Source organism: Opitutia bacterium ISCC 52, from assembly GCA_014529675.2.
Taxonomy (GTDB): Bacteria; Verrucomicrobiota; Verrucomicrobiia; order Opitutales; family UBA2995; genus UBA2995.
Genome location: CP076040.1, coordinates 2,925,786 through 2,949,149, shown reverse-complemented (window position 1 = coordinate 2,949,149; position 23,364 = coordinate 2,925,786). Strand labels below are relative to the sequence as shown.

20 protein-coding genes are annotated in these 23,364 nt (G+C 45.2%); 8 read left to right on the top strand and 12 right to left on the bottom strand.

Going from position 1 to position 23,364, the window contains the following annotated elements; translation table 11 throughout:
* Positions 1–2 precede the first annotated feature (2 nt).
* From GA003_12565 to GA003_12545, 5 genes are all read left to right on the top strand, one after another.
* Positions 3–1,220, top strand: a complete 1,218-nt coding sequence (locus tag GA003_12565; protein QXD26865.1) for an aspartate kinase — start codon at positions 3–5, stop codon at positions 1,218–1,220.
* The gene (locus GA003_12560; GenBank protein ID QXD26864.1) at positions 1,220–2,575 is read left to right on the top strand and encodes a threonine synthase; all 1,356 of its coding nucleotides are present in this window, start codon (positions 1,220–1,222) and stop codon (positions 2,573–2,575) included. The genes GA003_12565 and GA003_12560 overlap by 1 nt, the downstream gene beginning before the upstream one ends.
* A gap of 17 nt (positions 2,576–2,592) precedes the next feature.
* Entirely contained in the window at positions 2,593–4,176 is a 1,584-nt protein-coding gene (cimA, locus tag GA003_12555) for a citramalate synthase (GenBank protein QXD26863.1), read from the top strand.
* A gap of 212 nt (positions 4,177–4,388) precedes the next feature.
* The gene (locus GA003_12550; GenBank protein ID QXD26862.1) at positions 4,389–5,420 is read left to right on the top strand and encodes a TIGR02597 family protein; all 1,032 of its coding nucleotides are present in this window, start codon (positions 4,389–4,391) and stop codon (positions 5,418–5,420) included.
* Positions 5,421–5,480: 60 nt separating this feature from the next.
* On the top strand, positions 5,481–7,163 hold the full coding sequence (locus GA003_12545; GenBank protein ID QXD26861.1) for a fibronectin type III domain-containing protein: 1,683 nt from the start codon (positions 5,481–5,483) through the stop codon (positions 7,161–7,163).
* A gap of 71 nt (positions 7,164–7,234) precedes the next feature.
* On the opposite strand, the gene GA003_12540 is transcribed toward GA003_12545, so the two are convergent.
* Genes GA003_12540 through GA003_12530 form a run of 3 tightly spaced genes read right to left on the bottom strand, consistent with a single transcriptional unit; the run spans position 7,235 to position 10,067 of the window.
* Positions 7,235–8,029 carry a class I SAM-dependent methyltransferase gene (locus GA003_12540; protein QXD26860.1) on the bottom strand — a complete coding sequence of 265 codons (795 nt, stop codon included), beginning with the start codon at positions 8,027–8,029 and terminating at the stop codon, positions 7,235–7,237.
* Between the two features lie 18 nt (positions 8,030–8,047).
* On the bottom strand, positions 8,048–9,229 hold the full coding sequence (locus GA003_12535) for a hypothetical protein (GenBank protein QXD26859.1): 1,182 nt from the start codon (positions 9,227–9,229) through the stop codon (positions 8,048–8,050).
* Positions 9,230–9,266: 37 nt separating this feature from the next.
* Positions 9,267–10,067 carry a 1-acyl-sn-glycerol-3-phosphate acyltransferase gene (locus tag GA003_12530; GenBank protein ID QXD26858.1) on the bottom strand — a complete coding sequence of 267 codons (801 nt, stop codon included), beginning with the start codon at positions 10,065–10,067 and terminating at the stop codon, positions 9,267–9,269.
* A gap of 135 nt (positions 10,068–10,202) precedes the next feature.
* On the opposite strand from GA003_12530, the gene GA003_12525 reads away from it, so the two are divergent.
* Complete coding sequence (locus GA003_12525) at positions 10,203–11,414, top strand: peptide ABC transporter substrate-binding protein (protein QXD26857.1); 1,212 nt, start codon at positions 10,203–10,205, stop codon at positions 11,412–11,414.
* Positions 11,401–11,748 (top strand): hypothetical protein, encoded by a 348-nt coding sequence (locus GA003_12520; protein QXD26856.1) that lies wholly within the window; start codon positions 11,401–11,403, stop codon positions 11,746–11,748. The genes GA003_12525 and GA003_12520 overlap by 14 nt, the downstream gene beginning before the upstream one ends.
* A 520-nt stretch (positions 11,749–12,268) precedes the next feature.
* On the opposite strand, the gene rph is transcribed toward GA003_12520, so the two are convergent.
* Genes rph through uppS form a run of 6 tightly spaced genes read right to left on the bottom strand, consistent with a single transcriptional unit; the run spans position 12,269 to position 19,297 of the window.
* Positions 12,269–13,012 carry a ribonuclease PH gene (gene rph / locus GA003_12515; protein QXD26855.1) on the bottom strand — a complete coding sequence of 248 codons (744 nt, stop codon included), beginning with the start codon at positions 13,010–13,012 and terminating at the stop codon, positions 12,269–12,271.
* Positions 13,013–13,062: 50 nt separating this feature from the next.
* A complete protein-coding gene (gene ispG / locus GA003_12510) occupies positions 13,063–15,096 on the bottom strand; it encodes a (E)-4-hydroxy-3-methylbut-2-enyl-diphosphate synthase (protein ID QXD26854.1) in 2,034 nt (677 codons plus the stop codon).
* A complete protein-coding gene (locus tag GA003_12505; GenBank protein QXD26853.1) occupies positions 15,093–16,556 on the bottom strand; it encodes a site-2 protease family protein in 1,464 nt (487 codons plus the stop codon). Before GA003_12505 ends, ispG begins: the two co-directional genes overlap by 4 nt.
* Before the next feature lie 6 nt (positions 16,557–16,562).
* Positions 16,563–17,729, bottom strand: coding sequence for a 1-deoxy-D-xylulose-5-phosphate reductoisomerase (locus tag GA003_12500; GenBank protein ID QXD26852.1), 1,167 nt, complete (start codon positions 17,727–17,729; stop codon positions 16,563–16,565).
* Positions 17,729–18,571, bottom strand: a complete 843-nt coding sequence (locus tag GA003_12495) for a phosphatidate cytidylyltransferase (protein QXD26851.1) — start codon at positions 18,569–18,571, stop codon at positions 17,729–17,731. Before GA003_12495 ends, GA003_12500 begins: the two co-directional genes overlap by 1 nt.
* 6 nt (positions 18,572–18,577) lie before the next feature.
* Positions 18,578–19,297, bottom strand: coding sequence for a di-trans,poly-cis-decaprenylcistransferase (uppS, locus tag GA003_12490; GenBank protein QXD26850.1), 720 nt, complete (start codon positions 19,295–19,297; stop codon positions 18,578–18,580).
* A gap of 274 nt (positions 19,298–19,571) precedes the next feature.
* On the opposite strand from uppS, the gene GA003_12485 reads away from it, so the two are divergent.
* Positions 19,572–19,847, top strand: a complete 276-nt coding sequence (locus GA003_12485; protein ID QXD26849.1) for a SelT/SelW/SelH family protein — start codon at positions 19,572–19,574, stop codon at positions 19,845–19,847.
* Here GA003_12485 and metA read toward each other — a convergent pair.
* The 3 genes from metA to GA003_12470 all read right to left on the bottom strand — a co-directional run bounded on the left by metA (position 19,844) and on the right by GA003_12470 (position 23,364).
* A complete protein-coding gene (gene metA / locus GA003_12480; GenBank protein QXD26848.1) occupies positions 19,844–20,761 on the bottom strand; it encodes a homoserine O-succinyltransferase in 918 nt (305 codons plus the stop codon). The two genes, GA003_12485 and metA, sit on opposite strands and share 4 nt — an antisense overlap.
* Before the next feature lie 192 nt (positions 20,762–20,953).
* On the bottom strand, positions 20,954–21,676 hold the full coding sequence (locus GA003_12475) for an energy transducer TonB (protein ID QXD26847.1): 723 nt from the start codon (positions 21,674–21,676) through the stop codon (positions 20,954–20,956).
* Positions 21,677–21,831: 155 nt separating this feature from the next.
* A complete protein-coding gene (locus GA003_12470; protein QXD26846.1) occupies positions 21,832–23,364 on the bottom strand; it encodes a hypothetical protein in 1,533 nt (510 codons plus the stop codon).

Here is a 23,364-nt window from a genome sequence, read left to right as displayed (position 1 = left end):
CGATGGCAAGGATAGTACAAAAATATGGAGGCACATCTGTTGGCACCGTTGAAAGAATTCAAGCGGTAGCTGAGCGTATCAAGGAGACTTACGACAACGGAAATGAAGTTGTGGTAGTCGTTTCCGCACGTTCCGGGGTTACCAATGAATTAGTTTCAAGGGCTAAAAGTATCAATCCGGAACCTAACGAGCGCGAAATGGACATGCTGCTTGCCGTAGGCGAACAGGAGACGATTGCCCTCATGGCGATGGCTTTGCATGCGTTGGGCATTCCAGCTGAGTCCCGAACTGGGCCTCAAGCTGGCGTGATCACTGACGATTCTCATACTAAGGCTCGAATCGTTCGTGTTGAAGGTGGCGGTATTCCCGATCTTTTAGCCGCTGGCAAGGTGGTGATTGTTGCCGGATTCCAAGGCATAAACAGTGTAGGCCAAATTAGCACTCTTGGTCGGGGTGGGTCGGATTTGAGTGCGGTTGCTATGGCGGCCGGATTAGAGGCTGATCTCTGCCAGATCTTTACGGATGTCGAAGGAGTTTTTACGGCTGATCCGAGGATTGTAAAAGATGCGGTGAAGTTAGATGAAGTCAGTTACGACGAAATGCTCGAGCTCGCCAGTATGGGCACTAAGGTTATGCAAGCTCGTGCTGTTGAATTTGCGAAAAAGTACAAAGTCACCTTTGAGGTGCGATCCAGTTTTAACAATGAACCCGGTACAATTGTGAAAGAAGAAGTTTCCTCGATGGAAGAAGTATTGGTGCGTGGCGTTGCCGTGGACAAAAGCCAAACTCAAGTTGTCGTCAGTGATCTCCCCGATGAACCTGGCACAGCCGGTAAGTTGTTCACTGCGCTTGCTGAGTCAAATATTCTGGTCGATATGATCGTGCAAAATATCGGTCGTGAAGGAAAAGCGAATATGACCTTCACTATTCCCAAAGATGATACCTTGAAGGCTGAGGGAGTAGTGAATCAAGTATTTCAAGACATTGGTGGAACCCTAACCAGCTCAACCGACATTGCGAAATTATCCGTCGTCGGAGTCGGGATGCGGAGTCATTCGGGAGTAGCTGCAAAGTTGTTTAAGACGCTGGCGGATGGTGGTATAAATATTAAGTTGATTGGTACCTCTGAAATTAAAATTTCGGTGGCCATCAATTTGGAGCACGCAGACTTGGCAGCTCAATTAGCTCATACCGCTTTCGATTTGAAAACAGCTGGCTGATGAAGTTTGTTAGTACTAGAGGTCAAACACCGGCTGTTTCATTTTCAGAAGCGGTTGCCCTTGGACTGGCTCCGGATGGTGGACTGTTTGTTCCCGAGGCAATGCCAGATCTAAGTAAGCATTTTTCGAAATGGAAAGATCTAGGATATGAAGAACTCTGTTTCGAATTCCTGAGGCATTTTGCTACGGATATTGAGCCTTCGGTTCTTAGAGAGATCGTCGCCAAATCTTATGGGAAGTTTGATCATGAAGAGATTGCTCCCTTGAAGCAACTGAGCCCAGACTTATTTATTCTAGAGTTGTTTCACGGTCCTACTCTGGCTTTTAAAGATTTCGCCCTTCAGCTTCTGGGGAACCTTTATGAATACCAAATAGAGAAGACCAGACGACCTATCACGGTCCTTGGGGCTACCTCGGGCGATACGGGGGCTGCTGCCATTCATGGACTGCTTGGCAAATCGGGTGTTCGCATTTTTATTTTATATCCAGACGGACGGATCTCTCCGCTGCAGGAAAGGCAGATGGCCTGCACGGGTGAAGGAAACGTTTACCCATTGGCTGTTGAGGGAAGTTTCGATGACACGCAGAAGGTATTAAAAGAAGCTTTTGGTGACCGAGCTTTTCGTGAGGAAGTCAACCTATCGGCTGTTAACTCAATTAACCTGGCCCGTGTTTTGGCTCAATGTGTCTATTATATACATGGATACTGGCGGCTTCCAGAATCTGTACGTGCGTCAACAGAGTTTGTGGTGCCTACCGGAAACTTTGGAAACATACTCGCTGGTTGGATGGTTCAGCAGATGGGATTGCCCATTGGTTCTTTCCGTGTCGCAACCAATCAGAATGACATTTTGCACCGGTTGTTTTCATCTGGAAACTATGTCGTTCATGATGTGAGTCCCAGTTTGGCTCCATCGATGGATATCCAGGTGGCTTCAAATTTTGAACGATTTATCTATTTTGCGGAGGGTGAGAACCCAGAAAAAGTCCGAAACATAATGGATGCTTTTAAGGCGTCCGGTGAATACGAATTCGTTGATTTTGATTCGAGCACCTTCACCAGCAGTCGGACTACGGATACGGAAATTAGAGATATCATTACTAAACTTCATCAGGCACATGGCTATGTAGCTGATCCGCATACTGCATGTGGTCTCACTGGCTTTGATTCTGGGAATCCGAAAGTTGTGCTATCCACTGCACATCCGGCAAAGTTTCCAGAAACAATTATTGAGTGTATAGGTTCTCAGCCGAAGCACCCCTCCTTGGAGGTATTGAAAACTATGCCTCTAGTGAAACATAAGGTTGCATCCGATGTAGATGCCGTAAAAACCTTCATCCGTCAGTCAATCTAGTTAACTAACGATATTTTATGAGTGGAAACAATTCGGTTCTTATCTACGACACGACCCTGAGAGATGGAACTCAGGGAGAAGGCATTTCATTTTCTGCTACTGATAAAATCCTAATTACGCAGAAATTGGATCAATTTGGCGTGGATTATATCGAAGGGGGATGGCCTGGATCTAATCCAAGAGATATGGCATTCTTTGAAGAAATCAAAGGGGTTAAACTCAAGCATGCCAAAGTTGCCGCTTTTGGTTCTACCAGGCGTGCAAAGCTAGAGGCTAAAGATGATCCTCAAATTCAGCTATTATTAGATGCTGAAACTGAGGTTGTGACCATTTTTGGGAAAACCTGGTTACTCCATGTAACTGATGTCTTACGTACCACGGCCGAAGAGAATTTGGCTATGATTGAAGATTCGGTCCGATATCTGAAAGAGTCGGGAAGGGAAGTGATTTATGATGCTGAACACTTCTACGATGGATACGTCGACAGTTCAGACTATGCATTGAAAACGCTCGAAGCTGCTGAACGAGGGGGTGCGGATTTTATTGTTCTGTGCGATACGAATGGCGGAAAGCTGGTATCAGAGGTGGAATCAATCACCAAGGTAGTAGTTGATAAGTTTGGTAGTGAAAAGGTCGGCGTCCATTGCCACAACGATGCTGGGGTTGGCGTAGCTGTAAGTCTCGCTGGAATTGATATCGGTGCTACCATGGTTCAGGGAACTATGAATGGGTATGGTGAGCGTAATGGGAATGCCAACCTGACATCAATCATTCCAAACCTGGTATTGAAGATGGATCGAGATATGAATTGTCGATCCAGATTGAATGAGCTTCGTGACCTTTCTCTCTACATTGATGATCTTGCCAACGTTCGATCTGACAACAGGGCTCCTTTTGTTGGAGCTTCTTCCTTTGCCCATAAAGGTGGAGTTCATGCGAATGCAGCCTTGAAGGTCGCTCGGAGTTACGAGCACATACGTCCGGAGGAAGTGGGGAACCGTCAGCGAATCCTCGTCTCCGACATGTCTGGAAGGAGTAGCCTGATGATGAAGGCAAAAGAGCTCGGGATGGAAGTTGAGGAAAAATCGCCTGAGATGAAGGCATTTCTAGATCAACTGAAAGCACTCGAGCATAAAGGCTATGAGTACGAAGCCGCTGATGCCTCATTTAAACTCCTGCTTTCAAAGTTCTTGAAGCACCACAGTCCCTTCTTCGTTTTGAAAGGATTCCGAGTGATTGAGGGTCACCGCGATGATTCTCAGTCTGTCGTCTCTGAGGCTACGGTGAAAGTCGAAGTTAATGGACAGGTAAATCATTGCGTCGCAGAGTCTACGGGCCCGGTGAGTGCTTTGTATAAAGCCATACGGTCAGCTCTTGCTGTGGATTTCCCGGCCATTATGGAAGTAGAGCTTCGAGATTTCAAAGTGAGAATCCTTGAGTCCGAGAATGGAGTAGACGCTCAAACCCGTGTTTTTATCGAATCCACCGACGGAGACGAGATCTGGGGCACGGTTGGAGCCAGCGATAATATTGTGGCTGCAAGTCTGGAAGCTTTGCTTGATGCCGCCGAATACAAGCTCCTTAAGGACGAAAACGCCTGAAAGGGGTAAAAAGAACGTCAAGATTGTTCTCGCATTCGGCAAAAATCGTGCTGCCTAATGTTTTTTGATTCCTAGGGGTCGTTTATCGAAAACTGACAGGAATATTTTAGAAATTACAGAGTCTAATTCTGACAGAAATTTAATAAAAAAGATTTTGCGCTTATTAAGTAAATTGTTGCACACTAATTATAGTAATTCTAATTAATTAAACTATGAGATTAGCTAAGTTGTCCCGCCTCCCCCTCTTGATCGCAATATTGGGGTCATTTTCTATAAATGCCTTTGCCATTGATGCCACTACGAACCCGGTAGGAGTTATTCAAGTAACTGCTCTTGGAGATTCTGATACGATCCTTTCTATACCTTTGAAGCAGCCAGCTGTATTCAATGGTGTGGTCAATTCCGCTAGTGGTGCTACCCTTACTGCGGAAGGAAGTCCTGGTTGGGATGTCGACGAATGGGCGGGCACTCACTACGGATTTTTCCGTTCGGGAGCAGCAGCAGGCAATTATGCAGGTATCAGTTCAAATACCGCTAACGCAATCACTTTTGACGTTGAGGAGGATATTTCAGACCTGGTTCAAGGCGTCAGCTTCTCAATTCATCCATTCTGGACACTTGATCTTCTTTTTCCTGAAGGAGCAGGAGTTAACGCGTCTACGTCTCATGCAATGCGTGACAGTGAAATCTTTATTCCTTCCTTTGGTGAAGGCATCAATTTGGCTGCGGACTCAACCTATTATTATTATGATGGTAGTTGGCGCAAAATCGGGGGAGACCTTAGCGGTGACTTCGGTGGAACAGTTTTACTCCCTGACTCTTACTTTGTTTTGCGTAATGATTTAACGTCTACGACAGTGACATTTACTGGTGAAGTGGTTATGGGTGATCTCGGTTTGCCTTTGGTTTTCCAAGACTCCTCACAACAAGACAATTTAGTCGGTCTTCAACGTCCTATTGAAATGTCACTAGATGAATCAGGACTAGCTGCTAGTGGTGTATTTGCAACAGGAGATGAGCTTCTTGTATGGGACAATGCCCAAGCTCAGCAGAATCGACTCGCAGCCGATGCTACCGTATACACTTGGGACGGTGCTAAATGGGTAAAAGATGGCGGAAGCGAAGATGTGGGCGCCGAATTAGTGTTTACTCCTGGAACTGGATTCATCATCCGAAAAGCTACTGGAGCAGAGGTTAATGAAGTTAATTGGGTTAATAATCCAAATTACGTCAACCAACCTTGACCCCTCACGATAAAGTTATCTCAAACCTCTGACCAAATTTTGGAAATGATAAGACAGTTTATGAGCCAAAAAATTAGCAAAGTCGCATGCCTCTCGATTCTGGGAATCGGACTTGCAGTAAGTCAGCTTCAGGCAGCTGTTAATATTAATATTTCTGCTGAGAAGTTGAAAGACCCTGGAGGATTTTCAATGGCAGTCGATGGAGTGCTTATTCTCGTAGCAGATGCTGCTGCGGATGGATTTGGCGGTCCTTCTGACACGGCACCTGTTCAGGCTGACGATGTTTTGCTGGCAGCTTGGGATATCTCAACCGGAGGCGGTGGAACTCCAGGAGCTTTCCTGGGATCTACTGGAAGTCTAAGTTTCTCAGGCGACTGGGGAGCGGGGGATCCGCTCGCCATAATGTGGTTTCCAACATCGACGACTGCAGCTGAGACACCTGGTGCTGCAGTTCCTTATGGAATGTATACAGTTACAACAGGTAATCCAAATGGAACAGATGATTGGGCCACGCCTGCTGATGGTGTTTCTGGACACAATTTGATCTTTCTGACAACCGACGCTACTATTTTAAATCCCGGAGGTGAGGCGGATGCCGCTGATGGAATTTCCGCAAACGTAACTCCAGGAGCTGGCCCTGCTGCTCCTTCTGGAATTGCGGGTGTTGCTGATGGCTTGGCGATTACTGTTACTTGGACTGATAACGCTTCAGACGAAACCGGATATCGAGTTGAAAGATCTTTGGATGGATCTGGTAACTGGTCTATCTTGGGTGAAGTTGGAGCCGGAGTGACTTCTTATAATGATGATTCAGTAGAAGGAAGTACTTCATATCAATATAGAGTCCTCGCTCTGAGAGGTCCTTCTCAATCAGATTATGATACTTCTACTGCCGTAGAATCTTCTGCTGCTAGTGCAAGATTCACAAATCTTTCCACGCGTGCTTTGGTTGAAACCGGTGACAATATCCTGATCGCTTCATTCCAGCTTTCTGGAGGTCCACTTCGTGTGTATTCAAGAGTTGCAGGTCCGGACCTTGCGGGTGCGGGTATCACCAATTTCCTATCTGATCCAATTATGGAGTTTAGGAGAGTTAGTGATAATGCTCTTATCGCGTCTAACGATAACTGGAAGGTTAATGCAGTTGACCAGTCCAGCCAGCAAGCAGATATCGAATCAACTTTTATTCCTCCTGCAGATGATGCGGAATCCGCTCTGATTGCTAATTTGGATACTCCAGGCCTATATTCCATTGTGGTTCGAGGAGTAAACGACGTGACCGGATTCGCAAATGTTGAGCTATATGAATTTCCAGATCCAGGTGAAGCAAATCCAGGCAAGCTTACCAATCTTTCAACTCGGGCAAGAGTTGGCACTGGTGATGATATCTTGATTGCTTCATTCCAGGTCTCTGGTGATGCGCCTCAGAGAATCTATTCTCGGGTAGCAGGACCTGCGTTAGAGGGTGCGGGGATTACAGAGTTTTTAGCTGATCCTGATCTGGAGCTAAGACGCTTTAGTGATAATGCACTGCTTTCCTCGAATGATAATTGGAAAGTAAATGCGGCCGACAATTCTAGCCAAGAGGCTGAAATTACAGCTACCTTTATTCCACCTGCCAACGATGTTGAATCAGCATTGGTTGCTACATTAGCACAAAATGCACTCTACTCTCTCATTGTAAGAGGAGTAAGTGACGGGGTAGGTTTCGCAAACGCTGAAGTTTACGACTATCCTGAGTAAATCGACAGCTGCATAAGAAATTTAAAAAGACTCCGGTATTACCGGAGTCTTTTTTTTAATGGAATGCTAGTTTATTGAGGCTTGTTAGCTATTAAAGCTACAGCTGGTCCATTTGGGTGATGGGGATGATCAAATCCGTAGGCTGAAATATTGAATCCATTAGTTTCTAAAACCAATTTAATATCTGATTTTTCAAGCCAGATGCTGTTGGAGGCCAGTCCACCGCAAAATGCATCCTTTGAAGCCTCCTCTTCATAGGAGAACGGATAATGGGTGACTTTTAAATCCTTGTAGTCAATCGAGTATGGTTCCTGAAACCGTTGTAATAGCTCAGCCCCGTGCTTCACAATTGCTTCTTTATCAAAATAGTGAGTCCACAAAATGATCGTGCTGCAGCAGCTGCATATCTGATCCAGCAAGTTTGTTGGATTTGTTGAGTGGTATAGAACCCCACTAGCGAGGCAGATATCAAACTGCTGCTTATTTGTAGACAGGTATTCATCGAAGTTTCCGTGAAGAAACCTAGCCGAGGTAATCTTACCAATTTCCTTAACGACCAGACATTTTAAATAGGCCCTTTCATGCGCTTCAATTGCAAGTATTTCTCGCGCACCTCGTTGGTCCATCATCCAGGTATGGCCCGCTTCTAGCGGTCCTAGCTCGAGAATGGTTTTATCCTCGAAACTGACTCCTTCCTGTTCAGCCCAAATAATCCTTTGGTCATTAAATAGGTCAGCAACGGCGCCTGAATCTATACCGAATGATTCTGGGAATTTTGAGGACCATTCGGATTTGAATATATCGATAGCATGCTGATCCGTTGGATAAGTTTGAATATAGTTTTGAGATGGGCTGCTTTTAGGCATCAATGTAGTGAATCAAATCTAGAACGAGGCCGTTGTCTCTAAGGTTGTATTGGGCTCGATTGTAAGATTTTCTGTGTCTGTCCATTGTTCGTCATTGATCAGGACTTTGCATTGAATGGCAGCGCTTGCGGCGTATGTCTTCCATTCCCATTTGCCTATCCCTACTAATTCCATGGGTGTGCCTTTGTCCCAATCTAGTCCTGGTCCATCTCCGCGTATATAGAGTTTATTGGAAATGCCTATAAAGGCGCCAACAATGAGTCTCGTAGCCCCATCTTCGTTGGGTTGAGAATTAAAGTCTTGGGTGATTTGGGATAGGTCTTCTTCTGTTTGGAGAATAGAATCTTCTGCTTCAGTTGGGTCATCGATTAGATTAATTTCTTCAGATTCGGGGAAATCTTCCTGTTTAGACAGTGACTCGGTCTCAGCTTCCTCTTCTGGAATGCTTTTTATTATTTCTAAATCCTTTTCTTCCGATGTCGTTGATTCGTCAGAGTCATCCTCTGAGTCAATTTCGGTATCTGGGCTGGATTCGGCCTCAACTTCTTCGATTTTTGTCTCGGTTAGTTTGTTGTCCTCAATTTCTGACAGTTTTTCGATTACTTCATTCCGAATTTGTTCAAGCTTTGTCTCCAGGGTTTCCGATATCTCATTATAGTCAGGTGTAGGTATGTTTGAGATGGCCTTATGCAAATTTCTAAATTGCTCCTCAGATTGGTCGGCTTTCTCCGTTTCATCCTGATGGGTGAAGGGTTGGGATTCTAATCTGTTTAGTAGGTCTCCTAGCTCCGTGAGCGAGGCGGCGAGTTTTTCTGAATCTACGATTTCCAGTAGTTCTTCAGTTTTTTCCTCTAGTATCGCTGGGACTTGCTTAACGTTTAATACACCTTTCATTAGCTCCGCATGGATTGATTCGGTGCGATTCAGTAAATCAGAAGCAAGTTCAACGGCCTTTAAGAGAGTCTCTTCTGCTTTGGCTTGTTTGAGCTTGATCCGTTGCTGCTGAGTGAGGTGTTCAATAATGTATGGAGTTACGTATACCAGCATTCCTAATATGACGCTTAGGGCACAGGCGAAGATTCCCATACCTGACATGGGCTTCGGTGAAGCAACTACAATAAAGCATGCAAGTAGGATTAATACGATGTCTCCTGTAAGAAACGGCCATTTGGGTAAATTGGTGTTTGGATTCTCGGACATGAATATATGGCTGTGTTGGTGCGTTGAGCTTTTGGAATTAATCTTTATTGTTTGTCCTCCAACCTTGGAGGCAAATTTCAATATGAGAAATTACGGTTTCATGTTGGTCTCTTCCATTCCCTTGAATTTCTAAGGGTTTTCCGAAGTCGAAATGAATGGCATTGGATGGATCGATGCTTCCAAAATCCTTTATAAGAGTTCCGTTGCCCCAGCAATCGGTTTTAAGGGCTAGTGGAACGACCGGAACTTTGGCTTTCTTAGCTAGTTTAATGCCTATGGAGTTAAATTGAGTCTTATCAAAGTCTATCATGCGAGTTGTTTGGGGGAATACGACAACACTGTATCCATTTTGGATTCTATCCAATCCTTCGTTTAGGACTGTTAGGAAATCCTTTTTGGGATTGCTCCTGCCAACAACGACCGGATTTCTGGAAATCATTATGTGTTTGAATACAGGGTAGGTTGTGAGCGCTTCCTTGATGACGAATGTTAAGCTCTTCTTGGGGCAGATCAGGTAGGGAAGCAGGAATGTTTCCAGGGTGCTCATGTGGTTTCCGATGATTACACATGGCTGCTGGAGCTTGGTCAGATTCTCTAAATGTTGGATGTCTATCTTGGTTCCAAGCCGCTCAAGCGCTTTTAGGATATCGTAGCTGCTTTTACACCAGCTTTGATCATCGTATTGCCCTTTTTTTGCTAATCTGGAGGCCTTCCACACCACTCCCATCATTCTGCGGTAGAACGATAGGGAAGGGAATTTCTTTGAAAACCAAGGTATACTTTTATTTTCAGCCCGGTATTGATCTTCTATTATTGGGAAATCCAGCTCGAATCTCATGATTTATTGCTTAATTGTGTTTGGATGAGTCTTTTTAGGGTCACATCTATTATTGGGAGTCGCTTAGTCGTAATGCTGACTATTGTTGCATTTTCTGTGATACCAATGGGATGTGAAAAATCATCCCGTTCAAGGGTGGATTTATCGACTAAAAAATCTAAGACTCTTTCAATCGGTAATGGACGTGAGCCTGTTACGCTAGATCCGCATAAAGCTTCTTCATGGGCTGATTTGCGGGTGATTGAAGGATTGTTTGAAGGACTCGTTCTATTGGACCCCGTTTCAAAGGAGCCAGTGGGAGGTGTGGCTGATTCTTGGGAATCATGGAGCCAAGGGAGGAACTGGAGATTTAAGATTAGGAAAGGTGCAAATTGGTCTGATGGTTCACGGATTACAGCTCATGATTTTGTGAAGTCTGCTCAGCGTATGCTGGGTCCAAGTTTTGGGTCAGATATTGTCGTGCACTTTCTGTATCCCCTGCGAAATGCCCAAGCTTTTCATCGGGGGCAGATAAATGACTTCGAGCGGGTAGGGATAGTTGCGGAATCCGATGATTCCCTTCTCTTTGAGTTAGAGTATTCGAGTTTGGCCTTCCTTACGCAGTTGAGTTACTTCTTCCCGGTCAAAGAAAAAGGTTCAATTGAAGGTCACTATTTTGATGGCGCGTATCAATGGGGCAGGGGAGATGTGAGGGTTTCGAATGGTCCATATTTGTTGGACTCGTGGACTACAAACGAGCAGGTTGTGCTTCGGAGAAATACAAATTATTGGGATTCTTCGAATGTTTCAGTTGATCGGATTGTTTTTTATCCCATTGAGAATTCACTAGCTGAAGAACGCGCATTTAGAAGTGGTCAGATACAGGTTACTTCCAAGGTTCCTTCTGCCAGAATGCCCTGGTACGTAGAAAATCATCCAGAGCTACTTCGTGTTGAACCTCGTGTGGGGCTATTCTTTATTCAATTAAATCATTCGGTTGCGCCGCTTGATAATATTTATGTTAGGCGGGCACTGGCAAAGTCGATTGATCGAAAGTTGATTGTTGGATCTGTATTGAAGGATGGTAAAAAACTGGCCCCAAGAATTGCTCCGTCTGAGGTGTTGGACCGGTCCGATGATTCAGATCCGCTTGGTTATAATCCTAAGCAAGCGCAAGAATTTCTGCATCTTGCTGGTTTTCCGGATGGGAGCGGATTTCCTCGGTTGCAATTTGCGATCAATACTTCAGTGGCTTATCAGGCCCTGGCTGAGGTTGTTCAGTTTGGCTGGAAAGAGAACCTCGGTATTGAAGTTGAAATTGTAAATCAAGAATGGAAGGCACTTTTTAAGTGCGGTGGAATCGGGTGATTACCAGATCGCTCGTTATGGTTACGTTCCTCTTTATCCTGATCCTTACCCGCTTTTTCAGATATTCACCACAGAAGGTACTGAGAACTTCACTGGGTGGAGTAATCCTAAATACGATCAATTGGTAGAGAGGGCGAAGGTAGAGGTTGATCCCAGGAAAAGGGACAACTTATTTATGGAGGCAGAAGATGTTCTTCTTGGTGATGCGCCCATTATCCCTGTATTTTATTATAATAGCGTATATCTGATTGATTCGAAAGTATCAGGGTGGTTTTCGGATCTGATGGATCGTCATCCCTTCAAATTCTTAGATTATCTTCAGGAGATTAACTAACGATCAAGGGGAGTCATTATAATGTATGAAATATTCACTATAAAGAGTATTAAATAATTAAAAAATAGGAAAATATTACATGAAAAATGCAATCCTATTATTTTTAAGGTTTAGATCTATTTAATTAACCCTATATATTATTGATTATCAGTGGTTTGAGTTTTTACATCTTAGATTGGCACGAGTGTAGCTATTAACTCCATGGAAACAGTTTTGTTTTCCCGACCCAAGCTAACTGCATGGCTCAGAGATGGCGGGTGAGGAATCATGAGGGGGTTCTCGCCCGCCTTTTATTATACAAATACCAAGGATTCCTCGTCCTTAACGCTCAGATTTCCTATGTATCTATATTAGGTATCAGTAGCTAGAAACAATCCGTTTGGTTGTTTCTCAATCTATCGATGAATCAGCCCGTACGTTATCAAATACAGTGAACCTCTAATTTGAGTAAGAATGGTGGTGAAGAAACTCGCTGAGAGTTTCAAGGGCGGCGGCTATTCCTTATTTCTGGCGATATATCCTACGCGTTTAGGACTGCTTGTTGTGATGAAGAAATGTGAGTACAGCCAATTTTGGCTAACTTGAGAAGGTTCTGAAGCTGTTGTTCGCTAAAAACGGCTTCTTCCCCGGTTCCTTGCACTTCGACGAAATTCCCCTTCCCGGTCATAACCACATTAAAATCTACTGAAGCGTCACGGTCTTCTAGATAGTTGAGGTCCAAAATTTCTTGATCTTTGAATACGCCAACGGATACCGCTGCAATGGTATCGTTGAAAGGATCTTCTTGGATGTCTCCGTTAGCCAGTAATTTGGCGATGGCCATCCGACATGCGACATAGGCTCCGGTAATGGAAGCGGTTCGTGTCCCTCCATCTGCTTGTAGTACATCGCAATCAATCCACAGTGTGCGTTCCCCGAGTTTTTGGAGATCGAGTACTGCTCTTAATGACCGACCAATTAATCGTTGAATTTCAACTGTGCGCCCATCTTGTTTTCCTCTGGATATGTCCCGTGATTTTCGGTCAAGAGTTGAATAGGGGAGCATGGAATATTCCGCCGTCGACCAACCTCCTTTTACACCCTGGGCTTTCATCCATCGAGGGACATTATTATCAATGGATGCTGCGCAAATAACCTTAGTATTTCCAAATGCACAAAGCACTGATCCGTCAGCATTTGGAGCAAAATCGGGAGTGAAGGTAAGTTCTCTCAGTTGATCTATCGCCCTTCCGTCAGGCCGTTCAAAATCCTCGTTCGTATCCATAATCACAAGCAAGCGATTGTGAACTTTTAATGCGAGTAAATTATATTGAATTATTTTAGTTCAGGATCGGGGTCGACCCACTTGCCTTCGGTCCGGATTAGATCAATTAAATGACTGACAGCTTTGTCTTCTTGAACATGGTATTCAACGCAATCTTTCCCTATATATAGGTTTACCTTTCCCGGAGCGCCGCCCACATATCCGAAATCAGCATCGGCCATTTCTCCTGGGCCATTTACTATGCAACCCATTACTGCAATTTTGACTCCTTTGAGGTGATCAGTGGCTTCTCTTATTTTTTGTGTCGTTTTCTGAAGATCGAACAAAGTTCTGCCGCAACTAGGGCAGGCAACGTATTCTGTTTTTGAAATGCGTGCACCAGCTCCTTGAAGTGTGTTGTATGCCAGGGAGAGCGCCTTCCTTGGATCTCCTACTGACTCAATGCTGAGAATATCTCCGATCCCATCTGCAAGAAGCCCGCCTGAAATTAAGGATGCTTCGAGTAGATCATTCAGAAAGCCTGCGTCCTGGCTGATATAGGTATCTGATTTGCATCGAATCCAGATAGAGGCTTTAAGATGGATGGATTCCAGTACTGAAGACAGAAGCCGATGTTCCCCTAGATTATGCACTTTCGAGTCTTGGTAATCTGCCCAAACAATGAGGTCTGGTAGATCGTTAGATAAAAATAAGTGACTGTTTTTGGCCAGCAAACCGGCATTTATTCCTAGGGCTAAGGGAATTGAATGTTTGAAGGTCCATTTGATCCACGCCTCTATTGTGGAAACCCTATTGTTGTGGAGTGAAATCGCTGGGATAATAGAAAGGTCTGACTTTAGTAGCGGATCTAGGGACTCTGGGTCAAAAGCCAGCTTGCCTTCTATTTCTAGAATAAGGCCCGTGTTGCTGTCAGGGAGATTCTCTTCGCTTAAAACTGCTTTAATATCTTCTGTATTTTTCAGTTCTATCAGCCAACCTTCTAGGGGAGTGTCTTTGGTGCTTCTTGAGCGAGCTATTTGGCTTAGTTGAACGAATGATTCTGCGATATTTAAGTTACCTGGGGCCTTAATAAATACGCTTGGAGGTATGTTCGAGCCTGTGGAGACAGATTCTGAGATCTTAATGGGTGAAATGGCGCGCCTTGTGAAATCAAAAGGATCGATAGTTTCTGTTGCATCGAGCGCGTCTTTAGTGGACCGCCACAATGTTCTGGTTTTTTCGGCAAGTGCCTTTGCAACGGGGATTTCATAGACGGGGTCTTCTGTTAAAGATACCCTTATAGTATCGCCTAGTCCGTCCATGAGTAGGCTTCCTATTCCTATGGCACTTTTAATTCTACCATCCTCACCGTCTCCCGCTTCAGTTACTCCTAGGTGAAGTGGATAGTTCATGTCCTCTTCATCCATCTTTGCTACAACTAATCGATAGGCTTGGATCATCACCTTCGGATTACTGGCCTTCATGGACAGGATGATATCTTTGTAATTGTGAGATTCCGCGATTCGAATGAATTCCAGCGCAGATTCGACCATTCCTAATGGGGAATCTCCAAACCGATTCATGATTCGATCGGATAGTGAGCCGTGGTTGGTTCCAATTCTCATGGATCGCCCCAGCTCTTTGCATCTAAGCACTAAGGGAGTAAATACTTCGTAAAGGCGCTCTATTTCGATATCGTATTCGTTGTCTGAATACTCCCGAATGGCGAACTTCTTTTTGTCTGCATAGTTGCCAGGATTGATTCTGACTTTCTCAACATGTTCGACCGCCTCCATGGCCGCTGAGGGTAGAAAATGAATGTCGGCTACTAAAGGGACTTGGATTTTGTCTTTGCGCAAGGCATCTCGGATAGGGCCCAGCGCTTCTGCTGCGGTTACATTCGGGGCCGTAATTCTGACAATCTCGCAGCCAGCTTCTACAAGTGCTCTGGCTTGTTTTACGGTTGCCGCCACGTCGGTCGTCAATGTTGTAGTCATCGACTGAATCCGTATGGGATTTGATCCGCCTACGCCTACACTACCGACTTTTACCTCTCGGGTGTTTCTTCGTACGGAAGTGAATCTGGAGGAGCAGTACTGGGTCATGGCTGACCAGTCGGAGAATCTTCTTCTGTTACAAGTTGAGGCTGTGTAGAATCAGTCGAGCTTGCTTTCACATCTGCCCGTTCTCGTGATATACGTTTCCCATCAAATACAGTTACATAAAGCATAAGAGAAAGAAGCAGTATTACGAAGGAGCCTTGCAGGCTCATCATAACGTTTTCTGGCAATGCTCGTCCTCGGAATTTCTCAATCGTCGCAAATGTGATATGTCCACCATCCAGTACAGGAATCGGGAGTAGATTAATAATGGCCAAATTTACATTGATGATGATTACGATGAACAGAACCCACCTAAAATCTCGTTTTGCGGTTTGGTAGATGATGTTCCCCATACCGACGGGTCCGCTCATGTGGCTCAACCTTATGTCGGATCTTGGGTTAATTAGTTTTTGCAGTGTTTCTAAGGTCTCACTCACCGCTGATTTGACTAATGCCACCGGCGATTCTTTAACTAGAATGTCTGGAAGTCCCCAGCCCACACCGATCATGGGTGAGGGAGCTTCTCCTTTTCTTGGGACTGCTAGTTTTGGAGTTACTGTTGTGGAAAACGTCTCACCTTCGCGAGAAACTTCAAGTGCGATGGGTTGGTCGAGTCTATCGCGAATATAGCTGGCGATTTGATCTCTGGAGTCTACTGGATTTCCATCGAAGCTAACGATTTCATCTCCAGGAAGAATATTTGCGATATCAGCAGGGAATCCTTCGTAGGTATAGTGTATCAAGGCAGGTAGTTTTTCTGGCAGTTGGGGGCTAATTCCCACCATTCTCATATTCTCAGGACCTCCGACAACTGGATAGACTTCAAATTCAAGAACTTCTGAACCTCTTTGGACTTTAAATTGCGATAGAGGTCTCCCGTCGTCTGAGCGAAGGGTTCCAAAAACGATTCTTTTTGCTACATTCTTCCAAAGTGAAACTGATGTCCCATCAATGGAGAGAATCTTATCGCCCTGGCGAAGTCCGGCTTGGTAGGCAGGATTAGGAACGATTTCATCTTCTGAGATAGCGATGGATTCACTAATTGCCCCCAGTTCTGTGACGTCATAGTAAACGGGTTCTGGTCTACCGCCTAACTGGAACAGCCAGAGTCCTAGGCATAAGGCGAACAGAACGTTGAAAAAGGCACCTGCTACGAGAACGATGACCTTAGAGCTCCAGGAAATTTTAACGGGATCTACTTCTTCAGCCTCTCCTTCGATGATTTCCATGTGGCCGAGCTGGGGGAGCGCGACGTATCCGCCGATCGGAAGTGCGGCGACTATGTATTCGACTCCGTTTCGTGTCCAACTAAAGAGTTTCGGGCCAAAGCCGATTGAAAAGCGGGTTACTTTTAGTCCTCGCCAACGAGCAGCCAGAAAGTGGCCTAATTCATGGACGAATATGGAGGCTCCAAAGAAAAGGAACACCATTGCGAGCGCTTTGAAATTTGTGAGTATTTCCATGTATACTTAAAAGTCGTTCAGATAACGGGTAGCTAGACTGCGAGCTTCCTGGTCAGCTTGAATGACTTCTTGTAAGCTTTCAGGTTCACGGTTTCGCGTTTTTTCTAAAGTTTTCTCAATGATTTTGGAAATTGTAGTGAAGCCAATCTCCTTTTTCAGAAATGCATCAACCCCTATTTCGTTAGCGGCATTAAAGGTAGTAGGTGAAATGCCACTGCTTTCAAGGCTCTCGTATGCCAGGCGAAGGCAGGGGTAGCGTTCGAGGTCAGGTGGGCTTAAATCCAGGTTTATTCGTTCCTCAAAGTCCAAACTCGGCTCTGTCCTATGGGTCCGAAGTGGATAGAGGAGCGCGTGTTGGATGGCGAAAGTCATAGAAGGTGGGCTTAGTTGTGCGAGGATGGAGCCATCCACAAATTCCACCAAGGAGTGAATAATACTTTCTGGGTGGATCATTACCTTGATCTTATTGCCCGGTAAATTGAATAGCCAGTGAGCTTCAATGACTTCCAAGCCTTTGTTGGCCATCGTTGCTGAATCGACGGTAATTTTTCTGCCCATACTCCAATTTGGATGCTGGGTGGCTTCTTCGGGTGTAATGCTATCGAATGATTTTAGATCACGGTCTCGAAACATACCCCCCGAAGCGGTAAGGATGATGCGGTCGAGGGAAGCAGTGGATTCACCATGGAGACATTGAAATATGGCATTGTGTTCACTGTCTACGGGCAGAAGTCGAACATGGGCCTCCTTGACTGCCTCTGTGAAAAATTTCCCGGCCATGACTAGGATTTCCTTGCTTGCAAGTGCCAGGTCTTTCCCGTGTTGAACTGCTTTCAAGGCGGGTTGTAATCCCAGCGTTCCAACGACGGCTACCAGCACGGTATCGACTTCCTTCATGCACGACAGTTGGACTAAGCCTTCAAGACCGCAAAGAAGGTTTTTATTATGAAAACGATCGGATTTCTCTGCTTCGTCGAATGCTTCTTCGTTGAAAATGGCCGCGTTTTGAACATCGAATTCGTCGCAAATGGCCGCTAATTTTTGGTAGGACCGATCGCATGCAACGCCCACAATCTGGATTTTATCTCGGTGCTGTCGAACCACATTGAGTGTATTCTCACCTATGGATCCTGTTGCCCCCAGGATAACAATTTTCTTCAGAGCTTCACTCATCAGTATGCAAAAAACGACAGAAGTATGAACGCGACGGGTGCGCTCAATAGGAGGCTATCTACCAGATCGAAGGCACCTCCGATTCCCGGTATGGATTTCCCGCTGTCTTTGACCTCGGCTTGTCGTTTGATAACGGACTCAATAAGGTCGGAAAGGACTGCCATTGCCGCGATCGGCAATGCGCAAATGGCAGCAATCCAAGGCTTAAATCCTGTGGGGAAATAGTCCGGAAAGAGAAATACGGCTAGAAAGCCTAAAGTCGCGGATGTGAATATTCCGCCGAGGAAGCCTTCCCAGGTTTTGGCAGGACTGATTTTGGGTGCCATTTTGTTTTTTCCCAGCCAACTGCCAAATAACAATCCACCGACATCTGAGAACTTTCCAACTATAACTACCCAGATGCCTGCTGCCAGTCCCATGGATTCGTGAGGAAACAGCTCCACTATCCTTATGAAGAAGGTTAGCATGTAGGGGATTAGTAGGATTCCAAAAAAGGTACCGCCAATTCGTTGAAAGTTGTCCTTGATTTCACGATTCCTGATACTGGCGAGGGCACAAACGGTAAATCCTACTGCCATTACCGTAGCATCATCCACGACCCCCCCCGTGTAATTGTGCAAAAATTCTTCGTAGTAAGTGGCAAGTGGCAAGCAGCCACCGATGATCAGTCCCAAAACTCGGTAGGCCTTCCATCCCAGATTCCTGGCCATATTGTAGACCTCATTTTGAGCAACCACGGCGAGGACGGTAATCAGCCAGACTGCGGCCGTCAGTCTCCAAAAATAGAGAAGGCACGCGAGCAGGCTCCAGAGAGCAACGGTACTGATGATTCTTTTGCCCACGGTTTGTTAAGAGCTCGATTTAGCAGAGAGCAGTTTTTCCTGCTCAATTTGTGCTCCGGTTTTACCAAAGCGGCGTTCTCTGTTTTTGTATTCTAATAGTGCTTCCTCGAACAAATCGGGTCCAAAGTCGGGCCAGCACACGGGGCTAAACAAGTATTCGGAGTATGCGCTCTGCATGAGAAGGAAATTACTTATCCGCTGCTCGCCCGAAGTTCTAATGACAAGCTCGGGGTCAGGAATTCCTGAAGTATCCAAGTATTTGCTGAAGCTCTCCCATTGAAGATCTCCTTCATGGTCTTCGGTGCCGTTTTGGATAGCAGCGGTGTACCGTTCTACTGCATCTAGCACTTCATTCCTTGCACCGTAATTCAAGGCCAGTACGAGGTGATTTTCTTCAAAATGTGAAGTATCAGATTTTACTTGGTTTAATAAATTAACAACTGAAGGTGGTAGCTCTTCTACACGGCCAATGGTATGTAATCGGATTTTCTGCTTCAGAAGCTGTTTTCTTTGTTTTTTCAGAAACGACTCTAGGAGTCCCATGAGAGCGTTGACTTCCGCTTTGGGCCGTTTCCAGTTTTCCGCAGAAAACGCGTATAGTGTGAGGTATCGAATGCCCAGCTCACCCGATTTTTCAACTATCTTTTCAACATTCTCTACGCCTTTTAGGTGCCCCTCATTTCTTGCTAATCCCCGGCGATTGGCCCAGCGGCCATTTCCATCCATGATTACCGCTACATGTTGGATATTTGGTTGATTTTCGGATGCGCTTTCCAAGGTAAAAATGGATGGTGAGTCGAGTAGCCTCTTGCGGCAATAGTTGGGAACTTTATAAAATTCGGTTTATGGGCCAATATTACGGTTTATACAACTGGATTTTTTGAGAATGAGTTCTATTAAAAAGGCTTGTTGGAGAGTAAGTAAAGTTGTTGCTTCAACCTGGGTTGGGTAATCAGCTGGCAAAGACTTCTGGCAGATCGAACCTCATCATTATTGTGCTATGGAATACAAGATTCGCATCCTCTATTGCAGTCAGTGCCGGTTCGTTCTTCGAGCGACTTGGTTGAGTCAGGAAATACTTTTCACTTTTGGGCAGGATTTGAAGGAAGTCTCTCTTGAGCCTGGAAGTGGGGGAGCATTTGTTGTCAGTTTGAACAACGAAGTCATTTTTGATAGATCCGAAGAGGGACGTTTCCCTGAATCCAAAGAGCTCAAGCAGTTAATTCGTGATCGGATTGCTCCAGGAAGAGATTTAGGGCACAGCGATCGGCCTTAATCTATTTCATCAAGGTCAAAGGGCGTCGACTGATAGACGTAATAATTAAGCCAATTATTATAAAGCAAATTGGAGTGTGCTCTCCAGCAGAGTACTGGAGTTTGCGTCGGATCATCGTCAGGGTAGTAGTTTTTGGGAACTTCGATGGGGACATTCTTTGCTACGTCCCTGTCATACTCCTTCTTCAGTGAATCTGCCTCATACTCGGAGTGATTGAATACGTAAAGGCGACGCGTTGATTTATCTCGGACTATGTATAATCCTGATTCATATGATTCTGAGAGCACATCTAAGTCGGAAACTGCTTCAACTTCTTCCTTGCGGACTTCTGTGTGTCGGCTGACTGGAACCATGAATTCTTCGTCGAATCCCCTAAGTAGGATAGAGTCCTTCTTGATGCGTTTGTGGTTAAATACTCCAAACTTTTTCTCAGGAAGGTCATACTTTTCTATCCCATAAAAATGATGAAGAGCTGCTTGGGCCCCCCAGCATATGAAAAAGCAGGACCACACATGGGTTTCACTCCATTCTAAAATACGTGTAAGTTCTTTCCAGTAGGCAACTTCCTCCCAGGGCATTTGCTCAATGGGAGCCCCTGTTACGATCAGGCCGTCAAATTTGCGGTGCTTTATTTGATCCCAGGTGTGATAGAAATTAAGAAGATGTTCCTTGCTGGTATTCTTCGATTCATAAGAAGCCGTTGTCAGCAGGGTAATGTTTATCTGTAAGGGAGTATTGCCCAGTAAGCGCATGAGTTGCGTTTCTGTATCGATCTTGTTCGGCATTAGATTCAACACCACGACCTCCAGGGCACGGATGTCCTGCTGAACAGCCCGATTTTCGGGCATTACAAAAATATTTTCCTGCTCTAAACGTTGTTTGGCGGGCAGGTTGTTGGGGATTCTTATAGGCATCGGAACTCGAAAACGCCTAGGTATATGTAAATCGATTTCTCAGTGAAAGCTTAAATTCTGAAGCTTCTGCGTCCTTACGGCACCAAAAAAGGCAAGCCCCTGGGGGCTTGCCTTTTGTTTGGGTAAGTCCGATCGCTCGGACTTGATGCTCTATGGATAGTTGGTTGGAAATATTTTTTGGAATCCTCGGGATTAGTCCTGATCGGAATCAACCTGGGCTAATTCAACTGATTCGGGCCTCATCGGATTAACCGAAATAGATCTGGCAGCTGCATTTATCACTTGGTTGTCCTTATATTTGGTGTTTTTACCAAATGTGAAGGGCTGTATCTGCTTGGATGCAATAGAGCGACCTTTGCGTCTTGCTGGCTCGTATTGCCACTGGCGAATGGCCTTTAGAACTGGCAGGTTTAGTCTTTGATCGCTTGAATAAAGCACTTTTACGCGTGTCACAAAACCTGCTGAGTCAACGGAGACGGCCACGCCAACTTCACCTTCTACTTCCTGTAGCTTTTTTGCCAGTGCTGGCTTGGGGCTGTATAATGGAACTGCCTTAGTATCGATGGCGGTCAGATGGTATGAACCAAAAGTCAAAGGCTGAATGATTTTGCAAGATACAGGCTTTCCATTCCTGAAGGCTGGTTCGAACTCCCATTTGCGTACCGCTCTCAAGGTCGGTTTTTCAAGATCTGGATGAGAAGAGTTTCTTACAATGGCGTTACTGACATTACCCTTGGCATCGATCTCAATGGCAAGGTTGACATAAGCATCTGAAGTGATGATCTGACCAAAGAAAGTAGGATTCGGCGTTTTAATAGGGCGAGGAGCAATATCGACTGATGCTGCATTCAGGAAAACCTGACTGAGAAGCATGAATGCGCCGAGAATGGCTAAGGTAAGCTTTTTAGAGTTCATGAGTTGCATGGGTTTGAAATTAATCAAAGATCCCAAAACTCTTTCATAGAGTGGGCCTTACATTCCAGTAGACAGGGTTTTAATGGCCTATTTTAACAACCCCGTTACAACTACCCTATAGTCTCTGAAATCCTCAGTGCAGCGGAGTAAATTACCTAGCCGATGTCGAGTTCTTCTAAAAGCCGTAAAACAATGGCTTCATCGTTGGACAACTGGTCTTTCACAGCGAAGAGCTTTCTGGAAACTGCTTCATAGTTCGGTTTTGGTGCTCCTCTCAATTCAGCTAATCTTTGCACATACCGAATGGTTCGGTCGATTAGTTTGAAATTGGTAGGTTTTACGTAGGTCATTAAATTGCTCTCAAACCTGTTCAGTCGCCCCATAATAAGCGTTGAATGAATGTTAAGGATGAGCTTCAGGAGCAAGTTGACTTCGAAAAACTCTAGCTCGGAAGCGCAGATACTCCAATTGTGTCCTCTGTATCTAAGTTCAAATCCCCGGGGCGTATCCTTGATCTCGAAGATGTGGTGAGGAGTTTTTTGGGTCTTCTTGCTACGTTTATTTCGGCAACTTTGGTCGATGTAAAACCCTCTCAGGTAATCGACTTCTGTGTTTGCCTCGATTCCTTTCCAATCGAGGCAGCGAGGCGCCCGTTCCAGGACTTTTTTCCAGGCTGATTGTGAATCAATGGTCGATGGGATAGATAGGTAGCACCAGGCCGGGGGATCGTCAGGATCCGTTTCGTTTTCAAAGGGAGGTAGGCTAAAAGTAGGGGATCGTTCGGTCGTGTCCGTTAAAACGGTTACTGCATAGCTTTCTGTCTCATAAATAACGAATTCATTTTGTGAATACGTGTCGGCTTCAGACTCTATGAAGGAGGTGATTGGAGATAGATCAAGCTGGTCCCAGGTGTTTCGGAATTTCTCAAATTGAGAGGTGAATTGTTCTGCATTGTTTCCAAATCTGATCGCCCAGCCTACAGCAGCCATAAGTACGGTGCTAGCTTGCATGCGTGTACTGCCAGACAGCCCCATAGACCCTACATACAAGCTCAAGTGTTTTATTTTTGGGTTTTCGATTACACGTCTCGACCGCTCTACTTCTTGGACGAGCTGGTCATCAGGGTTGCAATGAATAAACCACGGGCTTCGTTTACTCACTGTTGTTGCTGCCTCTGTTGCGCCTATTACGAAAGGTGTTTCCCCGCCTTCAGTTGTAGATATCAATAAATCGTTTTCAGAATATCCCAACTCCAACAACTGTCGCTTACCGTACTCTGGGAAATCTTCGAAGTTTTCTATCGATTTTATGAGAGCTGCGTCCCCTCCGGCCATAAATCCAATGAAACGTTCCTGGTATTCATCCGGCACCAGTCCTTGTCGGCAAAATACTTCCAATGAAATTGAAAGGCGTCCGGTTGCGCCACATCCGCATAGATATATGTTTCCTCCAGTACTCAAGGCATCCCATAGGTCTGACCCCAGCTGGCCCAATTGAGGAAGATAGTCACGAAGCCGTTGAAGAGCCTCTGAATCCACCGCTTTCAAGCTCGATATCGCTTTTTCCAAGTTTGAGTGAACTTCTTCGGAGAGGGCCTCGGTAAGAGGGTGGGGCTTCTCGGTTTCGAGTGTGCCCAGCTTAAAGTTATCTGCAACGTTAAGAAAGTCTTCGCAGGTGTCGTCTGACAT